12 protein-coding genes are annotated in these 19,088 nt (G+C 54.4%); 4 read left to right on the forward strand and 8 right to left on the reverse strand.

Going from position 1 to position 19,088, the window contains the following annotated elements; all coding sequences use genetic code 11:
* Positions 1-3 precede the first annotated feature (3 nt).
* Entirely contained in the window at positions 4-1,230 is a 1,227-nt protein-coding gene (gene cas7u / locus OZX72_RS06015; RefSeq protein ID WP_277157775.1) for a type I-U CRISPR-associated RAMP protein Csb1/Cas7u, read from the reverse strand.
* Positions 1,231-1,710: 480 nt separating this feature from the next.
* Here cas7u and OZX72_RS06020 point away from each other — a divergent pair, with 480 nt between their 5' ends.
* Positions 1,711-2,823 (forward strand): thioredoxin domain-containing protein, encoded by a 1,113-nt coding sequence (locus OZX72_RS06020; RefSeq protein ID WP_277157776.1) that lies wholly within the window; start codon positions 1,711-1,713, stop codon positions 2,821-2,823.
* A gap of 159 nt (positions 2,824-2,982) precedes the next feature.
* Here OZX72_RS06020 and OZX72_RS06025 read toward each other — a convergent pair whose 3' ends face one another.
* Positions 2,983-4,296 (reverse strand): TraX family protein, encoded by a 1,314-nt coding sequence (locus OZX72_RS06025; protein ID WP_277157777.1) that lies wholly within the window; start codon positions 4,294-4,296, stop codon positions 2,983-2,985.
* 386 nt (positions 4,297-4,682) lie between these two features.
* Here OZX72_RS06025 and OZX72_RS06030 point away from each other — a divergent pair, with 386 nt between their 5' ends.
* From OZX72_RS06030 to OZX72_RS06040, 3 genes are all read left to right on the forward strand, one after another.
* Complete coding sequence (locus OZX72_RS06030) at positions 4,683-5,663, forward strand: thioredoxin domain-containing protein (RefSeq protein ID WP_277157778.1); 981 nt, start codon at positions 4,683-4,685, stop codon at positions 5,661-5,663.
* Between the two features lie 270 nt (positions 5,664-5,933).
* A complete protein-coding gene (locus tag OZX72_RS06035) occupies positions 5,934-6,947 on the forward strand; it encodes a thioredoxin domain-containing protein (RefSeq protein ID WP_277157779.1) in 1,014 nt (337 codons plus the stop codon).
* A gap of 299 nt (positions 6,948-7,246) precedes the next feature.
* Complete coding sequence (locus tag OZX72_RS06040) at positions 7,247-8,221, forward strand: thioredoxin domain-containing protein (protein WP_277157781.1); 975 nt, start codon at positions 7,247-7,249, stop codon at positions 8,219-8,221.
* A 318-nt stretch (positions 8,222-8,539) separates the two neighbouring features.
* Here the strand turns inward: OZX72_RS06040 and ileS are convergent, their stop codons facing one another.
* From ileS to OZX72_RS06070, 6 genes are all read right to left on the reverse strand, one after another.
* Positions 8,540-11,920, reverse strand: coding sequence for a mupirocin-resistant isoleucine--tRNA ligase (gene ileS, locus OZX72_RS06045; RefSeq protein WP_277157782.1), 3,381 nt, complete (start codon positions 11,918-11,920; stop codon positions 8,540-8,542).
* 324 nt (positions 11,921-12,244) lie between these two features.
* Positions 12,245-13,126 (reverse strand): pyruvate formate-lyase-activating protein, encoded by an 882-nt coding sequence (gene pflA, locus OZX72_RS06050; protein WP_277159385.1) that lies wholly within the window; start codon positions 13,124-13,126, stop codon positions 12,245-12,247.
* A gap of 232 nt (positions 13,127-13,358) precedes the next feature.
* The gene (gene pflB / locus OZX72_RS06055) at positions 13,359-15,734 is read right to left on the reverse strand and encodes a formate C-acetyltransferase (RefSeq protein ID WP_277157783.1); all 2,376 of its coding nucleotides are present in this window, start codon (positions 15,732-15,734) and stop codon (positions 13,359-13,361) included.
* 332 nt (positions 15,735-16,066) lie between these two features.
* On the reverse strand, positions 16,067-16,324 hold the full coding sequence (locus tag OZX72_RS06060) for a hypothetical protein (protein ID WP_277157784.1): 258 nt from the start codon (positions 16,322-16,324) through the stop codon (positions 16,067-16,069).
* Positions 16,325-16,420: 96 nt separating this feature from the next.
* Positions 16,421-17,131, reverse strand: coding sequence for a DUF4234 domain-containing protein (locus OZX72_RS06065; RefSeq protein WP_277157785.1), 711 nt, complete (start codon positions 17,129-17,131; stop codon positions 16,421-16,423).
* Positions 17,132-17,331: 200 nt separating this feature from the next.
* Positions 17,332-19,038 carry an NAD+ synthase gene (locus OZX72_RS06070; RefSeq protein ID WP_277157786.1) on the reverse strand — a complete coding sequence of 569 codons (1,707 nt, stop codon included), beginning with the start codon at positions 19,036-19,038 and terminating at the stop codon, positions 17,332-17,334.
* Between the last annotated feature and the right edge of the window lie 50 nt (positions 19,039-19,088).

Raw genomic sequence — 19,088 nt, forward strand, 5'->3', positions numbered from 1 at the left:
CCACTAATCATTATCAGAGTCTTTATCCGAAGCACGGTTCGGAACCAACTCATTACCGTCCACATTCAGAATCTGCCCGTTCCAGTCAACTTTCGCTTTTTCGTGGGCCTGCTGGTAAGCCTGTTCCAACAGCTCATCAGCATGTTGAAGACTCAACATCTCCAGCTCTTCCTGCTCGCCAAAACGCTTATCCAAAATCGTCACAGGTTTTGCTGACTCACGAAGCATACAGTTGGCGCGTAAATTCAATTCGGTGTTGCTACCAGCCATGGCGTCAAGCAGCATGGCCGCAAGTAGCGCGCGAATTGCCTCATCACCTTCCTTACCTGCGCCGAAACTCATCGAGCGCAAGGTACTAAAACTCAGCACATGAGTTCGAATGATGTTACTGACCGCGATACCGTCTGGAGGATTTTCTTTCCCGTTCTTTCCTTTTCTCCCAGCCATTGGAGGAATCGCACCAATTCCAATTGTCGATCCGTTACCTTCTTTAATAAATTTTTTATCTGTTTTATCGGTCAGATCGTCATGTATCCTGCCCTCAATCTGTTGCGCCTCATCCTTATTGAACTTCATGCTTGCCGCCATCGGATCCACACGAGCACCAGCACGATACACAGGTTTCCCATCTTCTTGGTTGGCCAACACCCCGATAATCTCTCCATTGAACGATGAAGCAATGCGAAGCTGGTTTTTGTTACGCGTCGAATCCCAAGCACCCATAGCTACCGTGATGGGAGACAAATCGAAAATTGCACGCATATCCGCAAGAGTGGAGTTTCTGGCCTTGATGTACTCCGGCAACTGCGAAGTGGGAGTGCCATCAACCGAACCGATTCTGATGTGCGCGTCAAAAGCACGATGCGGTAGATCAACGTCCAGATAACGCTCCGGCTGGATTGTTCCGGTACCATCATCGCTTTGATAAGTGACCTGAATTCTCGGCATATTCGCAAATACCGGATGCCCGTCTTTAATGGCCTTGGAAATATAATCCTCAAGACGATTGTTTTGGGAAGTTCGGGAATCAATTAGCACCGTTTTCTTGGCTTGCCCGTCTATGAACCTGTCTTCGAACACATATGTCGATGAGGTTCCATCCAAATACTTTGCCGGCGCGACGATACCTTCAGTGCCAGCGGCAGGTTCCAACATCGTCTTTTCGGATAATGTGCTTGGCCCACCAATCTTGGCTGCGGCATTGAGATCATCCAGGCTGAGTTCACGCATCTATGCATTCCTCTCATTGTTGTTTAACATCATTGCTGGTTGTGAAACACGTTACTATTCTTGTCGTACATCAAAAGCTGGGAGTCGGAGTAATGGACCAAACCCCGGTTATAAACCAAATATTTAGGCCCATAACCCTCCTCTTCGGCTTCGCTCAGTTGCGAGAGCATCATGCCAATTACCTCGTTGTTATCGCACATTTATACGAGATACTTTAGCAAACGAATAAGAACAATTACGTGCCCAAGTCAATAACGTGACTTCAAAAGATACACACAGTCGTTTGTACGCATTTGTTCTCGACACGATTTATCAGATTAAACGTTTGATATATTACAGACGATTAACCGCAGACTTGCCCAAATATCGACTCAGATACTGGTGCCGTTGGTGTTCGGACACAAAAACTAGTAGAGTGTCAGAGAGACATAAAACTGAGATTTTCATCACAGCACGAAGCAGGTCAAGGGGAGATACGCCATGGCAACAGGCAACGGTCAAGTCAATGACGGCAATGACGCTCAGAAGCCTGGAACAACAAACGAGAATACGAAAAACGTGGACAAGAACGTCAAAACACCCGCAAATAAAGCGAGCAAAGCAAACGGCAAAATCAAGACATTCGCTCTCAAGGCAAGCAAGAGCCAAAAGCAGACGCAAAGTCAAACGCAAGCGCAGATAGCACAAGCCTCAGAATCAGCACAAATAGAAGAAGCCATAGAAAAGGAAGAAGCCCTCGAAACCCACGACAAAGTACAGCAGCGCCACGTTATCCTCGTCTGCAGCATCCTGGCCGCGGTCCTGGCGGTAATCATCGTCGTTGCGGGTTGCTACGCCTACTGGGACCACAAACACGGCGAAGAACACAACTACCAGCAGCTGCAAACGCTGACCCAGAAACCGACAGGCATGACCAAGCAGGGTGGCCTGCCCGCGTTCAAAGCCAGTGATTACAATCCGAAGGCCCCCAGTGTCGATCTTTATGTCGACTTCTTCTGCCCAGGTTGCGCAAGCGTGGAGCGAGGCCTTTCCGAGCCGCTGCAGAAAATGCAGAAGGCTCGTCAGATCAACCTCTATATCCACCCCGTCAATTTCCTTGATTCCAAGACGAAGAACCACTATTCCACGCGTTCGGCCAGCGCCTTCGCCTACGTCTCTTCCCACGAGCCCGACAAGCTCCTCGCTTTTTCGACGGCCCTTTTCAGCAAGAACTACCAGCCGAACAAAAACAACAACCGCGAGGTCAGCGATCAGGAAATCGTCAAACAGGCGCTCAAGGCCGGGGTGAGCAAAGACGTCGCCGAAAGCGCGACGAAAGGCACCTACAACGACTACGTCAACAAGGCCACGAAGTACACTTTGCGACGCAAGGAGCTTTACGTCCACATGCAGGACGAGTTCCGTTTCTCCACCCCCACCATCTGCATCAACGGTGAGATGTGGCATTATCGCAAGCTTCACACGCTCCAGGACATTCCCCCGACCTTCATTCATTCCGTGGGGCTTGCGCGTGCACAGGTCGGCAATCCCGAGATTCTGCCGTCCATAGGCCCGGATGGCAAGGCGCTGCCGATACAGCAGAAATATCTATGATGGTATGGTTACGGAATTCTATTGTGTTATTTCAGCATCGTGCAATGGCACAATAGAAACCCAAAGGTTCCGTTGCGACGATGAAGTTGCAGCGGAACCTTTTTCATATCTCATTTCGAGATTAATAATTTCTTGTCAAATCCGTTGAGCAATACCCTTTCAGACAAAGCTCGCGAGCACATAAAGCGCAGCAATATGGGCAGGATAGAAGATATAGAAGAAGTACTTGTCACCACGCCCCTTGGCGCCGTTGTAGAGCAGAATCGGGATGATGGCGAAAATCATCATCCACTGCGTCTGCCCGGTCAAGGCGTATAGCACCGCGACCACGGCAATCGCAACGCTCTGCCATACCAGACTGTGATGGACGTTGCGCAGGGCGTACATTACCGGGATGAGCAGCACCATGACGGTGTTTTCGGCAAGCAGGATCGCGGGATCCAAAGCGGTCAGCGCACGCAACACCCAGAGCATCGTTCCGCTTTCCGCGCCGTTCGCATGGCTCATGAACGGCAGCAGCGCAAGCGAAAGGATGAACGGTAGCGCGAGGAGCAGCAAACCTTCCAAATTCTTCTTGACGCGGAAGCCTCGGGTGACGCTGCTGGCATGACGGTTTGCATGCATAATATTCTGGCCAGCCGCAGAACCGCTCGCCACACTTGAAACAGCAGTGTTGCGGCCAATGACACCATGCATCGAACCGGTGCGTTCGTCGCCGCCCCGCACTCCCGCGCCAAACCCGGCGGAAGCCTTGTTCCCGCGCTTCTTGAACGCGGCCTCGAAGCAATCGACGGCGGCCATGAAAATCGTGCCAATAAACAAATCGCGGAAGATGTTGTTGACCAGCTGCGCGCCGTCGTAGTTGATGGTCTGTTGCAGCACGTAATCCATAACGGCCATGAGCGCCATGCACACGTAAAGCCGCACCATATAGGCCTTTTTGCTGTGCGTATGCGAGAAGCCGACGACGCTGACGAAGAAGAACAACGTGGCCACAGGCCGGCCGAACCAGTCGAGCCAGCTCGGTGCGCCTTGCGAGGCGAACATCTGATGGACGTGGTCGACCACCATCAGCACCACGCCGATCATCTTGATGTCGAAAGTCGTCAGCCCCAACCGGCCGGAACGAATCCTGCCCAAAAAGCCGGAAGACGCTCTTTTGTCCGATTGACGGGTAGCGTTCGCAGCCAGCGTATCGGAAGTACCTGTCATCATTGAAGTAGCATTGCTCTGTTCAGTCACCGCAACGCTGTCGAGTCTTGCCTTTGAGAGATAGTCCGACGCAGCTTTGGTGATATTGCGATTGTTCGCAGCAGTATTGTTCGTCATTGCTGCCTCATCATATATGCCATGCCCGGTAAGCACATGCTGACCGGAACCGGCCGGAGCCGAAGACGGCATGGATACAGGCCTCAGCGGTATGGTCGGCACGCTTGCCACAAGCGCGGCCAGACCGTTCATGTTCCTACTCATAACGTTAAAATTCTCTTTCATTCACTATTTCCCGCGGCTGTCAGCCGTAGATGTCAACGATTCTTATCTTAATTTTTAATAATGTCTGTCTTGTTTTAGAAGCTGCGAGCGCCGCCACGATACCCGAAGTCCGCCGGCAATACCCGTTGATAGTCCCCTAACCAATACCTAAGAATACGGGTTTACGACGTTTCCGCCATCGTTCCAAAGGATGAAATATCATTACCCTTTGTCTAATAATCACTTCGAATACAAAACAGATGCAATACATTAAAATGCAGGTCTGACATTTGCACCAAAAATTTCACTCCTACTTGTATAATTTAAAGAAGTCAGGGTTTTATTTGCCGCAATGCGCAACGGAGCAACACGGGAAGCTGAGCAAGATGTCACGTAAACACAGTAAAGGACATTCCACAACCACGCGTGCAACGCAGGCACGCGCCCTTTCAAAACAGGCTGCACAAAGGCGCGAAGCCAAGGCGGCCGCCGAGGCCAAAGCCATCGCAATCGCGGCGAAAGAGCGTCGTCAGCAGACACTGGTAGGCGCCCTCGTGATGCTGATTGTCGTGGCATTGGTGGCGGTAATCGGCGTGACCGGATGGAGCCGGCACAGCAAGTCCGTACAGATCAAAAGCCAGACCACTTCCGCCGCCTATCGCGATCTGCAGGCGGTGGCGCAAAAGCCCGCCAATGCGACGGATAAAGCCGGCCTCTACGCCTGCAAGAAAGCCAAGCTCAACGCCAAGGCGCCGACTGTGGAAATCTATCTCGATTTCATGTGCCCCTCCTGCGGCGAGCTCAATCGCAACTTGGACTCGACACTGAAGAAAATGAACAAAGCACAGCAAATCAATATCGAGGTACATCCGATTACCTTCCTCGACGGCCAATCCTCCGATCACTATTCGCTGCGCACGGCGAGCGCCGCCGCCTATATCGCAGACAACGACCCCGATCATCTGATGGATTTCGTATCCCAGCTTTTCGCGAAAGATTTTCAACCCAGCGAAACCGCTTACAAACCGGTCAGCGATGATCAGATTATTTGTCAGGCCGTCAAAGCAGGGATAGACAAGACCGTGGCAACAAAAGCCATGCAAGGCACTTACGCCGAATACATGAGCAAAGCGACCACCTACACCACTCTTCACCGTCCGGAACTGTGCGACACCGCCCTCTACCCGAACGGCGGCTTCGGCACGCCTTTGATTCGCGTCAACAATTGCATTTGGTCATTGAAAGACATCAATTACGTCGACGTTGCCGCAGACTTTGAGCACAGTGTTGGCATCAAGTCTCGGGATGTGGGCAATAGCAGTGTGCTGCCCTCCATCGGAGCGAGCAAGGAGCCGAAAAGGGTTTGAGAAGGTCCGATAGATCTACGATCACGAACAAACCACAGCATTAACCCGAATTTCTCAGATCTTGCTCAAACCTCACCTTTGTTATCAGATTCGAATAGAATCATTTTAGGTTTGATATTTGCCACAAAACTGTTTGCTGTCTTCGTCCTTGTTATACGTTAACAACCCCCGTATATGCCGAAATTGACTATTTGTTTATTTTCTGCGAACGGCCGATTATCTGAACAAAGCGATAAAATTCGCCACAGTGGCGTAATTGACAATTCGGCAATGTCCGGAAGCGTTCTTGAAGGGGAATCGGGTGATCAGGAAATGAACAACGTCGGCAGGCATTCACGGTCACGCGCTCCCAAAAAACGAAAAGCCCCATCACTTCTCACTTCCACACCACCTGAAAGCGTCCAAGACGACATACCACGCGCAGGCCACGGCAGCGGTGCTACCAGCCGTACACAAATAATTATCGGCGGCATCGCGGCGTTCATCGTGATGGTGCTGATTCTGGTCATCGGCATTTCCATCGGCATCAACCAAAACAAGAAGTCATCGAAGCAGGCTCTGCCCGAAACCCAGGCCCAAGCCTATGACGAGTTGCAGAGAGTCAGCGACAAACCCACTAATTCCACCGAAGCTGGCGGACTGCCGGCTTACCGGCAAAGCGAACGCAATCCCGACGCCCCGACCGTGGAGATTTACGAGGACTTCCTCTGCCCTTACTGCGGCGACCTGACCCGCGCGCTCACGCCAACACTCGAGAAGCTGCAGGCGGCGCGGCAGATCAACCTTGAATTCCACATCGTCAATCTGTACGACACCCCTTCCACCGACCGCTACTCCACCAGGGCGGCGAACGCAGTGGCCTATGTTTCCGAGCATGACCCGAACCACGTAACGGCCTTCGTCGGGGCGTTGTTCGAAAAGGATTTCCAGCCCGACGCAATCCATTACAAAGACGTCACCGACGAGCAGATTGTCGAACAGGCGGCCAAAGCCGGGGTGAGCCAAGACGTCGCCGAAACGGCCGTAAAGGCTCCATATTCTTCGTTCATCAGCAAGGCTACGGTCTATACCACGAAGCGCAAAGAGCTTTTCACCGCCTTGCACGGCACCAAGGGCTTCTTCCCTCCGACCATCCGCATCAACGGAAAGGTATCAGAACTCAACACCACCGATAACGACGGGAAAATCGTTCAGCGTTTCATTGGCAATCTTGGTCTGCAGCCGATGGACGTTGGCAACCCAGACGTGCTACCAGCAGCTGGCGGAGAAACTTCGGACGAATAATCCGGAGAGTAACGAGCCGGCGAATCGACGAGGCCGCTGCTTGTTTTCTATGTCTCACGATAAACGCATATACGTCATATTTTGTAAATATAACCATTTAAATGAAAGTAATCTGTCTTACATACGCCTATATATTCACATAACTACAAGATTTTAAGTAATTATATTGACGTATTAAATGTATTTGCCTAAATCTTTTGACTTGACGTATGACATAATACAATATAAGCTTCAGTTGTATTTCAAATTTGATGACGATATCGATTCGCTAATATGCCATATCCTCATCGTTGATATCAATGGGAGAGATTGAAGTGAATACCGACAACAACGTTGAGGAACCAGTACGTGCCGAAACCGAACCGATTCAGGAAGCTGGGACTGCTGCGCCCGGCGGGGAAAAGCCGGAGGCGCACGCCAAAAAGGAACGCAAACTGCGCAACGTCATCCTGATCATCACGGCGATCATTGTGGTGGCAATTGTGGCGGGCACCGGAATAAGGGTATGGAACAGCCACAAGGCCGCCGTTGCCGAAAGCTCTCCCGAGGCGCTGTCGAAGTCCTATGCGCAACTGCAGCATGTAACAAACAAGCCTGCGAACGCGACCAAACAGGGCGGACTGCGCGCCTACAGCAAGACGAAGTATAATCCGAAAGCCCCGACCGTAGAAGTCTATGAGGACTTCCTCTGCCCTTACTGCGGCAAGCTCGCACGCGAACTCGAGCCGACGCTGATCCGCATGGAAAACGCCCGGCAGATCAACCTCGAATTCCATGTGGTCAATTTCCTCGACACCCCTCAGACCAAGCAATATTCAACGCGCACAGCCAGCGCCGTGGCCTACGTTTCGGCGCACGACCCCGACCACACGGCCGCTTTCGTCTCAGCCTTGTTCGAACGCGACTTCCAACCGAACGAGAATCATTACAAAGACGTCAGCAACGACCAGATCGCGGCCCAGGCCATCAAGGCCGGCGTAAAACCCGATGTCGCCAACGAGGCGATGAACGGCATGTATGCGGACTACATCACCAAAGCCACGAACTATAACTCGAAACGCAGGGAGCTTTACACCACGGTGCAAGGCACCCACAGCTTCTTCACCCCCACCATCCGGGTGGACGGACACATCTGGCCGGTAGACGTGTTCAGCGACCTTTCGCACAGCTCGGAGCAGTTCTGCCACAGCATCGGTATCGACCCCTCCAAGGTAGGCGACCCGAACGTTTTGCCGGCCATCGGCTCGGACGGAGTGCTCAGCGTCATCAAGTGACGGGACTTGATGCTTTTCGCTTATATATACAAGTACTTCCCTATCGCTATTCAACTACGCTAAGAGAGCTTCAGACTTTTGACTGCCAGAAAGCCAAAACCTGCCAAAGCGTAAAAAATTAAAGATTATCACAAAGTAATAAATTTAAGAGCCAAAGCAATATAAAAGGGTTGTGAATCAATCGGTGATTGTACCAGTTGATTCACAACCCTTTTATGGTTTTACCGCTTCACCACATTGGCTTCCTGCTGTTTTTCGTTGCTGTGTTGCCGCTGAATCAGCAACGGGAACACAGCAACGGGTAACAACAACAGCTACTTACTGCTTGGCGACTGTGACCTTCAGTTCGTCGACAGACGCGTCGGCATTGATATCGAGCGAGGTGGCAAGTGTTTCGTGGGCGATCAAGTCGCGGAACTGCTCGGCCTTCGGCGCATCGGCAGCCGGCACATCGAGCTTGAGGCTGATGCGGTCGGCGATGTCGAGGTCGGCGTCCTTACGAGCGTCTTGCACGGCGCGGATGACATCGCGGGCATACCCTTCGGCGATAAGGTCATCGTTCAAGGCGGTGTCGAGAATGACGAAGCCACCGCCAGGAAGCGTTGCAGAAACGTCGTTGGCGCGGTCTTCGGCACCGACTTCCTCAACCTGATTGATGAGCGTGTACTCGCCCTCTTCCAGCTTGAGGTCACCGCTCGGTGTTTCAACCACCGGCGCACCGGATTCGTCGATATGCCACTTGCCGGACTTGGAACCCTTGATGGCAAACTGCACCTGCTTGCCGAGTCTTGGGCCGGCGGCACGTGCGTTGACCTTCAGATCGTGAACAATTTTGAGACCGTGCTTGCCAGCATCGGCGAGCGTTGAGAATTCCACGTCCTTGACGTTGAGCTCGGTCTTGAGGATATCATCATATTCGGCGACGGCATCAGGGTTGTCGACCAGAACGGTGAGCTTGGCGAGCGGCTGACGCACGCGAATCTGACAGGACTTGCGCAGCGAAAGCGTGCCGGAAACGACCTCGCGCACCTGCTCCATGGCGTCGACCAACGCCGGCTCGTCGACCAAGACGCGTCCCAGCTCGGTTTCCTTGCCTTGGTTGAGTTCACCGGTCGATTCGGCGTTGGCACCGACATCGTGGGATTCCTCATCCTGCACGGTGACGAACGGCCATTCGGCCAGGTGTACCGATTCCCCGCCGGTCAGGCCGCGCCAGATCGACTCGGATTCCATCGGGGCCAGCGGCGCCATGACGCGCATGAGCACCTCAAGCACGGTGTAAAGCGTGTTGAAGGCGTTGCCGTCCTCATTCCAGAAGCGTTCGCGGTTGTTGCGGATGTACCAGTTGGTGAGCATGTCGATGAAGTCCTGCACCGCGGCGCAGGCATCAGAGATGGCGAAAGTATCGAGCGCGTGCTCGACCGAAACCACGAGCCTGCGGGTGCGGGCCAGCAGATAACGGTCCATCTGCGGCAGTCCGGCGACTTCCTCGGGTTTCAGTGCGCGAGCGTCGTAGCCCTTGCCGCCGTTGGCCGCGTTGGCATAGAGCGTGAAGAAGTAGTACGAGCTCCAGACTGGCAGTAGCACTTGGCGCACCGTGTCGCGAATGCCGTCGGCGGTGACGATGAGGTTGCCGCCGCGCAGAATCGGCGAGGACATAAGGAACCAGCGCATCGCGTCGGAGCCGTAGTCGTTGAACACACCGTTGACGTCCGGGTAGTTCCTGAGGTGCTTGCTCATCTTCTGGCCGTCGTCGCCGAGTACGATGCCGTGGCAGATGACGTTCTTGAAGGCGGGCTTGTCGAACAGGGCCGTGGCCATGACGTGTAGCACGTAGAACCAGCCGCGGGTCTGGCCGATGTATTCGACCACGTAGTCGGCCGGGAAGTGCTGTTCGAAATATTCCTTGTTTTCGAAGGGGTAATGGAACTGCGCGAACGGCATGGAGCCGGATTCGAACCAGCAATCGAGCACGTCGGAGATGCGGTGCATGTGCGACTTGCCGGTGGGGTCGTCAGGGTTGACGCGCGTGAGGTTGTCGATATAGGGCCGGTGCATGTTGACGTTGCCCTCGCCGTCGCGCGGGTAGTCGCCGAAGTCGGCCTTGAGCTCGTCGAGCGAACCGTAAACGTCGACGCGCGGGTACTTCGGGTCGTCGGAAACCCAGACGGGAATCGGCGAACCCCAGAAGCGGTTGCGGGAGATCGACCAGTCGCGGGCGTTTTGCAGCCACTTGCCGAACTGGCCGTCCTTGACGTTCTCGGGAATCCAGTTGATCAGCTGGTTGTTGGCGAGCAGACGGTCCTTGATCTTGGTCACTGAGACAAACCAGGAGGAGACCGGCTTGTAGATCAGCGGGGTGCCGCAACGCCAGCAGTGCGGGTAGGAGTGCACGTAGCTCTTCTCCTGGAAGAGCAGCGCGCGATGATTCTCGGGGATGCGGGCCAGCGGGCCGTCGCCGTTGCGCAGGTTGCGCAGGATGGGTAGGTTGGCGTCGAAGACGTACATGCCTTCGTAGTCCGGGCAAGCGGAGGTGAAGGTGCAGCTAGCGTCGAGCACGTCGATGCAATTGACGCCGGCTGCGTTCAGCGTGTTCATATCGTCTTCGCCATAGACAGCCTGATGGACCATGCCGGTACCTTCGACGGTGTCGACGTAGTCGGCGGCGAGGATCTGGTAGGCGTTCGGTCCGGGGACATGGCCTTCAGACTCGGCTTCTTCACCTGCGAAATATGGGAAAACCGGCCAGTAGCGACGGCCGACCAGCTCCTTGCCCTTGAGCTCACGAACAACCTCATAATTCTCGCCAAGTTCCTTGGTATACGAGCCGAGCAGCGGCTTGCCAAGGTAGAACTTCTTCCCAGCGAACTTGCCTTCAGTAGGCTTGACCTCGACATAATCGATATCCTCACCAACGACAATAAGGAAGTTGGTCGGCACGGTCCAAGGCGTAGTCGTCCAAAAGACGGCGTAAGCGTCGTCCTCATCACGCATCTTAACGGCGACGGAAAGGGTGATGTCCTGACGGTCCTGATAAACGTCGGCATCCATACGCAGCTCGTGCGCTGAAAGCGGAGTGCGGTCCTTCGGGCAATACGGCAGCACACGGTAGCCCTTGTAAGCGAGGCCCTTGTCATAGAGCGTCTTGAACGCCCACATCACCGATTCCATGTAGGTGGTGTTCAGCGTCTTGTAGCCGTGCTCGAAATCGACCCAGCGAGCCTGACGGTGGACATAATCCTTCCACTCGTTGGTGTATTTGAGAACGGACTTGCGGCAGGCATCGTTGAACTTCTCAATGCCCATTTCCTCGATCTGGTCGACCGATTCGATGCCGAGCTCCTTCTGCGCCTCGAGCTCCGCGGGTAGGCCGTGGGTGTCCCAGCCAAACACGCGGTTGACCTTGCGACCTTTCATGGTCTGGTAGCGTGGAATGACGTCCTTGGCGTAACCGGTCAAGAGGTGGCCGTAGTGCGGCAGGCCGTTGGCGAACGGCGGGCCGTCGAAGAAGACGAATTCGTTGTCGCTGTGGTCGCCGCTGGGGTTGCGCTCGACGGATTTTTCAAAGGTGCCGTCTTTGTCCCAATAGTCGAGCACCGATTCTTCCATTTTGGGGAAGCTCGGGTTCGGCGCGACGTGCGCGCTTTGCTCGCCTACGGACGCCTTGGGATACACATGGGAATTGGTGGTTTCGCTCACCGCTGTCTCCTCGCTTGGCAGATGTCATTACTACCACGAGGACGATGGCGGACGCTAACACGCGCCGTTACCGCGGTACCACCTCGCTTGTTACATTGTGAATACTAAACGTACCACGCAACGCAACCGCTTGAAGTACAGGCTGTCTCGGGCCCACCCGTCGGTTCTAATAAGCCGCTCACCTCAAGTGAACGACCGTTCTTCCGAAAGCTCCCCGCCGATAACGGATCAGCGCTTATGCTGCATACTATAACACCGGACGGGGATTGCATGATTCCTCTGTCCGGTGCATGAACAACAAATTATTCTGGGTTTCAGTTTTCTTTAGTAGACCTCGAAACCGTGGGCCTTGAACTGGTCATGGACACGCTTCTTCAGCTCCTTGGAGGGGCCTTCCTTGGTCTCCAACGGATAAGGAATGCCGAGCTGATGCCACTTCGGGCGGCCGAGCTGGTGGAACGGGAGCACGTCGATATGTTCGACGGCATCACCGAAACTCTCGCAGATTTTGGCCACATTCTCGACGTTTTCGACGCTATCGGTCAACCCCGGGACGAGCACGAAACGCACCCAGATCTTCTTGCCGGCCTTGTTGAGCCTCTGACCGAAGTCGATGGTCGGCGCAAGCTGGCTGCCAGTCACCTCGTGATAGGTCTTTTCGTCGCCGGACTTAACATCGAGCAAACACAGATCGATATCGTCAATCATCTCGTCGGTCCATTCCCTGTTGAGGAATCCGGAAGTGTCGAGACAGGTGTGAATGCCTTCCTTACGAACGGCATGGAAAACGCGCGAGACGAACTTACCCTGCATCATCGATTCACCGCCTGAGAAGGTGACTCCCCCATCAGTACTTTGGAAGACGTCCTTGTATCGGGTGACGCGCTCGATCATATCGTCGAGATAGACCGGCTGGCCGTCGCGCATCTTCCAGGTGTCGGGGTTCTGGCAGAACTGGCAGCGCAGCGGGCATCCGCTCATAAATACGGTCATACGGGTCCCCGGCCCGTCTACGGACGTGTTAATGTCCCAGGAATGGACGAAGCCGATGTCGCCAGTACGCAGCGCGTTGATACGATCATGACGATCCAATCCTATAGGAGATTGAAAACCCGAGAGACCGCCCATCAACGTGTGCTTGGCATACACCTTCGAAGTCTTCAACATATGCTGCGTTGTGGTTTTAAATTGAGTGGTTTCGGACATCATTGCCCTCCTTGTCAGATTCTGATTCCATAGTAACGGATTCCAAGCTTAAATCCCATTCGTTCGGTGTGCCTCAAGCGCAATGCATACAACGAATATTCCGCAAGTGAAAACCGATTATTCCTATCCACTTGGGACGGTTTCCATGCCCGCGAAACATGATTGAAGGGACGGAACTGACGCCCCGTCCCTTCAAAATCAATTGTTCACCACGTTGTTTAAAGGCAAACTATCACTCAGTGACAGCACCCTGATGGAACGTACGCGAAATGATATCGAGCTGCTGCTCGCGGGTGAGCTTGACGAAGTTCACGGCATAGCCCGAGACACGCACGGTGAGGTGCGGATACTTCTCAGGATGCGCGACGGCGTCCTCAAGCTGCTCCTTGCGCAGCACGTTGATGTTGGCGTGATAGAGGCCGTGGCCATTGCCAGAATCAAGGATACCGACCAAATTGGTAACGCGCTCTTCCTCGTCACGGCCGAGGCCGTCAGGGGTAATCGTGTTGGTCAACGAAATGCCATCCAGCGCGTCGTTGTAGTTGATCTTGCCGACCGAGAACATGGACGGCAGCATGCCGTGCGAATCCATGCCGTTCTCCGGGTTGGCACCAGGAGCATACGGAGTGCCCTTCTTGTGTCCGCTCGGGAAGGAACCGGTCGCCTTGCCGTAGACCACGTTGGAGGTGATGGTCAGGATGGACTGAGTCGGAACCGCGTTGCGGTAGACCGGCAGAGCCTTGATCTGATCCATAACCGTGGAAACGGTCCACTTGGCGAGATCATCGGCACGATCGTCGTCGTTGCCATAGATCGGGAAGTCACCGACCGTGCGATAGCCGACCACCAGGTCGTCGTCAGCACCTTCGACATACTCGTTCTCATGGCCTTCGAGGTTCTTCGCATCCTTGTTGTAGATAGGATAGACCTTTGCATACTTCAAAGCGGAGAGCGAATCGGCAGCAATCGACAGACCAGACATGCCGCAGCCGAGGGTGCGGTAGACTTCCTTGTCGTGCAGAGCCATCTCAATGGACTCATACGCATACTTGTCATGCATGTAATGAATGATGTTCAGCGCTTCGACGTAGGTCTCGGAGAGCCACTCAAGGGCCTTCTCGTAGTTGTCCTTGACCTTCTGATAGTCAAGGGTGCCGTCGGCTTCGGGCTTGATCGGATCGATGACGCCCTTGTCGATGACCTGCATACCGGTCATCTCGTCGCGGCCGCCGTTGATCGCGTAAAGCAGAGCCTTAGCGGAGTTCACGCGAGCACCGAAGAACTGCATCTGCTTGCCAACACGCATCGGGGAGACGCAGCAAGCGATGGCTGCATCGTCGCCCCAGTGGTTGCGGATGTCGCGATCGGACTCATACTGGATGGCCGAGGTGTCGATGGAGATACGGGCGCAGAAGCGCTTGTAGCCTTCAGGCAGCTTGGAATCCCAGAAGATCGTGATGTTTGGTTCCGGCCCTGGTCCAAGGTGATCCATGGTCAGGGTGGCGAGCAGACGGAACGAGGTCTTGGTGACCATGTGGCGTCCATCGTCGGCGAAGCCTGCATCGGACCAAGTGGCCCAGTACGGATCGCCGGAGAAGATGTTGTCGTAATCCTTCGTACGCAGGAAGCGGACGATACGCAGCTTCATAACGATCTGGTCGATGATCTCCTGAGCATCGGTCTCAGTGATCTTGCCGCTCTTCAGGTCGCGCTCGAAGTAGCAATCGAAGAAGGCGGAGTTACGGCCGAAGCTCATGGCCGCGCCATCCTGGCTCTTGACAGAAGCGAGGTATCCCATGTAGGTCCACTGCACGGCTTCCTGAGCGGTCTGCGCCGGACGAGAGAGGTCGAGGCCATACTCATTGCCGAGGGCGATGAGTTCCTTCAGAGCCTTGATCTGGTCAGCGTGCTCTTCGCGGAAGCGAATCCAATGCTCGATCTCGGCTTCGGTGAAGTCGTTGCGATAAGGAATCGAATCCTTGTCGATCTTCTTCTGGGCAATCAGATAGTTGACGCCATAAAGGGCGACACGACGATAGTCACCGATGATGCGGCCACGGCCGTAAGCATCAGGCAGACCGGTGAGAATCTTGTTGTGGCGAGCAAGCTTGATCTGCTTGGTGTAGACGCCGAAGACACCGTCGTTGTGAGTCTTGCGATACTTGGTAAAGATGGTCTTGATATTGGGATCAACCTCTTTACCGGCCTCCTGAATGGCCTGCTCGACCATACGCCAGCCGCCGTTCGGCATCATGGCACGCTTGCAGGGCTCGTCGGTTTGCAGGCCGACGATCACGTTATCGTGTTCCTTGTCCATGATGTAACCGGGGCCGAAGTTGTCGATGCCGGCCGGAGTGTGGGTATCGACGTCATACACACGCTGCTTGCGCTCTACGGCAAGTTGGTTGTTGTCGAGATACTCCCACATTTCCTTCGTCTTGGGGGTCGCCTTGGCAAGGAAGGACTCGTCGCCGTCATACGGCGTATAGTTCTTCTGAATGAAATCGCGAACATCGATTTCCTTTTGCCAATTCCCTCCGACGAAGCCATCCCAAGCCTTTGCTTGGAGCTCTTCTTGAGAGAGAGCAGTCTGATCTACTGCGGTCATTTAGCACTCCTTATTAGTGGAGCAACGCATCTTCACGTTGCGTTCATTAACCATTGTAGAGTGGTCTTCGTCACAGTGAGGCCCAAAATAGTGTGACCTACATCACTTTTTTACTATTTCGAGCTTTTTGCCGGTTTCCCGAGAAATGCAGAAATTCCGAAAATCCAATCATTCGAACGATTTCGCGATTTTTGGCTTTTCATGAATTTGACTAAGCAGTACTCGAAAATAATGTGACGTACATCACATTTTCATTTCAGACAAAAGAAACGGGACAATGGGATTTGATTTGCCTATCGACCCGTCTCTTTGTTCAAAATGAAAACCTTCAATCAAGACTCTTGATTTTGCTGCCCCTCCTCGGAGCCGGAATCATTGTCCCAGGCGTTCCACTTACGGTTCTGCTCATCCCAAATCAGGTTGCGTTCCTTGACGATCTTCCAAGCGTCCTCGGCGTCCTTGCGGGACTTGTAAGGGCCGCTACGCTGGCTGACCGGCGAAAGCTTGCCCAGTTCAGGCTTGCCGGTGGCGGTATTGAAATACCATTGCTTATTTTCGTCATCATTCGCATTTTGCGTATTATCTGCCATCGCGATTCCCCTTCATCTGTCTATGTGAGCCTTTTAAACCTTAACCCAGATACTTTCGTATCGCGTTCGGCTCACCCGAGGGCGTAGTACATCGGCTCAGCCACGCCTGTTGTAATCAGCACAGAGCGTGTTCATCGCATCAAGGTACTTATAGTAATACACCAATTCCAAAGCCGAGCAAGCCACCGAGGCGATACCGAAAGGCGCGATGAAGAACGCTGCAATCAAGAACCATGGGGCCAGAAACATAGGAAGCGCGCAAAACAGCCAATATGTGGTGGCCGATACGGAACGCTCGTAGCCCCGGCGCACGAGCTCATCGCCGACCCTGTTGCTCATCTTGTGATACCAGACAAGCGAGGCGATACCCAACGTTATCGGAGCTATCAGGAAATAGAGCAAGCAGTAGTGCATGGTTTTCTTGCCGTCATAACGGCTGGCGATGGTGTTGAGCGAATCCGTGGCGCCGGTCATGATGACGATGTTATAGATGCCCAACGTAATGATGCCGAGAAGAATCCACTTGACCAGACTACGTTGCGTATAGAGCTGACCTACCGGTGCGGCGCTGGTCTGGACCGGAATGGTGTTGTAGCCGGGCTGATACTGCTGGACCGTCGGGTCGATCGGAGGATTCTGCGATGCAGGTTGCGGCACGGCCACCGGCTGCGGCATCGGCACCGTACCTGGCTGCGAATCCGGCGTGGGAACATTACCGGCGGGTAAACCCGAAGATTGGGGAAACGGGGGAAGCGGAACGTTTGGCTGCGGCATCGGATTGCTCATAGTAGTATCTTTCTTCTTCACGGGCCGACGGTCCCCATTAGACTTCTTCGCCCAAAGCAAAATACTAATCAATTCACACTACCAAATGCAAGCTAACCACTTCTTCATTCATTTCATCGGCATGTCATCGTATTTGCGTCATATCAGTTGACTGCTTTTCAATGACCATATTTCTGTGTCCGCAAAGAAGTGCGTTTAGCGTTGCATTTGAGGCGTTGAGTCTACTCGCGGAAGGCACTGGTGACCGGCAATCGACGGTCACGACCGAACGCCAGCGAAGTCACCTTCGGGCCGAGCGGGTACTGGCGGCGCTTCCATTCGGCGCGGTCGACCAGGCGCATCACCGTATCCACCGTCTTCTCGTCGAAGCCATCCTTGAGCAAATCGACGCGACCGTGGGCCTTTTCGATGTAGGCCGCAAGGACCTTATCCAGGAGCACGTATTCTGGCAACGAATCGGAGTCCTTCTGGCCGGGACGCAGCTCGGCACTCGGAGCTTTTTCAATGCTGGCGACAGGAATCATCACGCCGTCTTTGAGCGGCACTCCCGCTCCCCCGTTTTCGTTGCCGACGATTCTCAAGCCACCGACACCGACGCCTGCCGCGGCCGCACGGTTGCGCCAGCGTGAAAGCTCCCAGACGCGGGTCTTCAAGAGGTCCTTGATTGGGGCGTAGCCACCCACCGCATCGCCATAGATAGTGGAGTAGCCGCAGGCCAGCTCGGACTTGTTGCCGGTGGCGAGCGCCAGCAGGTTCTTGGAATTGGAATAGGCCATCACGATGACGCCACGGATACGCGCCTGCAGATTCTCGGCAGCGATGCCCTTCAAATCAAGCTGGGTCTGGAAGGCCTTGAACAACGGTTCGATGGGCTGGATGTCGTAGTGAGCACCGATATTTTTGGCCAAATCGGCGGCATCGTCTTTGGAACCGTCGGAGGAATACATGCTCGGCATGGAGACGCCCTGTACATTCTCGCCGCCCACGGCGTCCGCGGCCATCGCAGCCACCAGCGCCGAATCGATGCCACCGGAAAGGCCGAGCACGACGCCGGTGAAGTGGTTCTTGGCCATGTAGTCCTTGAGCCCCAGAACACAGGCCGTGTAGACTTCCTCATCAGGGTCACGCAGCGCGGCAAGGGTGCCGACTTCTTGATACACAGCCGCTGAATCGAAATCGAAATAGCTCAGATTTTCCACGAACATCGGCGAGCGCTCGACAAGGGTACCGTCGGCATCGACCACGAAACTGCCGCCGTCGAAGATCAGATCATCCTGCCCGCCGACCTGGTTCAGGTAAATGAGCGGGGCGTCAACCTCGTGCGCACGCCGAACGGCCAGATCAAGCCGCGTATGAGTCTTGCCTTCTTCATACGGAGAGCCGTTGATCGTCAGCAACATGTCGATACCTTGGCTAGCCAGCTCGGTTACTGGGCCGCCGTCCTGCCAGATGTCTTCGCAGATGGCCACGCCGACCTTGACCCCGTCGATATCGAGAATCACGGAATGCTGGCCGGACTCGAAGATACGGAATTCGTCGAATACGCCGTAATTGGGCAGGAAATGCTTGTCGTAAGTCGACCAGACCGAACCGGAATGCAGCACCACCAAGCGGTTGGTGGGTTTGCCGTCGACATCGGCGGCCGAAGAAGTTCCCACCGTGCCGACTACCACGTAAAGGTTGCCGAGGCCTTCTTTTTCGAGTGTTTGCGCCAGCTCGTCAGCCTTGTGCGCGGCAGCCTTGCGGAAGGTGCCACGGAAAGCAAGATCCTCGATCGGATAGCCTGTCAGGGTCATTTCCGGGAAGACCACGACTTGGGCCTTGTTGAGCGCGGCCATGCGCGCGAATTGCAGGACGGTGGCGGCATTGCCGTTGAGGTCGCCCACGCAGGTGTCGATCTGGGCCAAAGCGAAACGTAGTTGAGTCATGTCTTCATCATATCCGTTCACCTGTCGCTTTTGGTAAACGCCCGAAAACA

This window comes from Bifidobacterium sp. ESL0769 (assembly GCF_029395495.1).
Classification (GTDB): domain Bacteria; phylum Actinomycetota; class Actinomycetes; order Actinomycetales; family Bifidobacteriaceae; genus Bifidobacterium.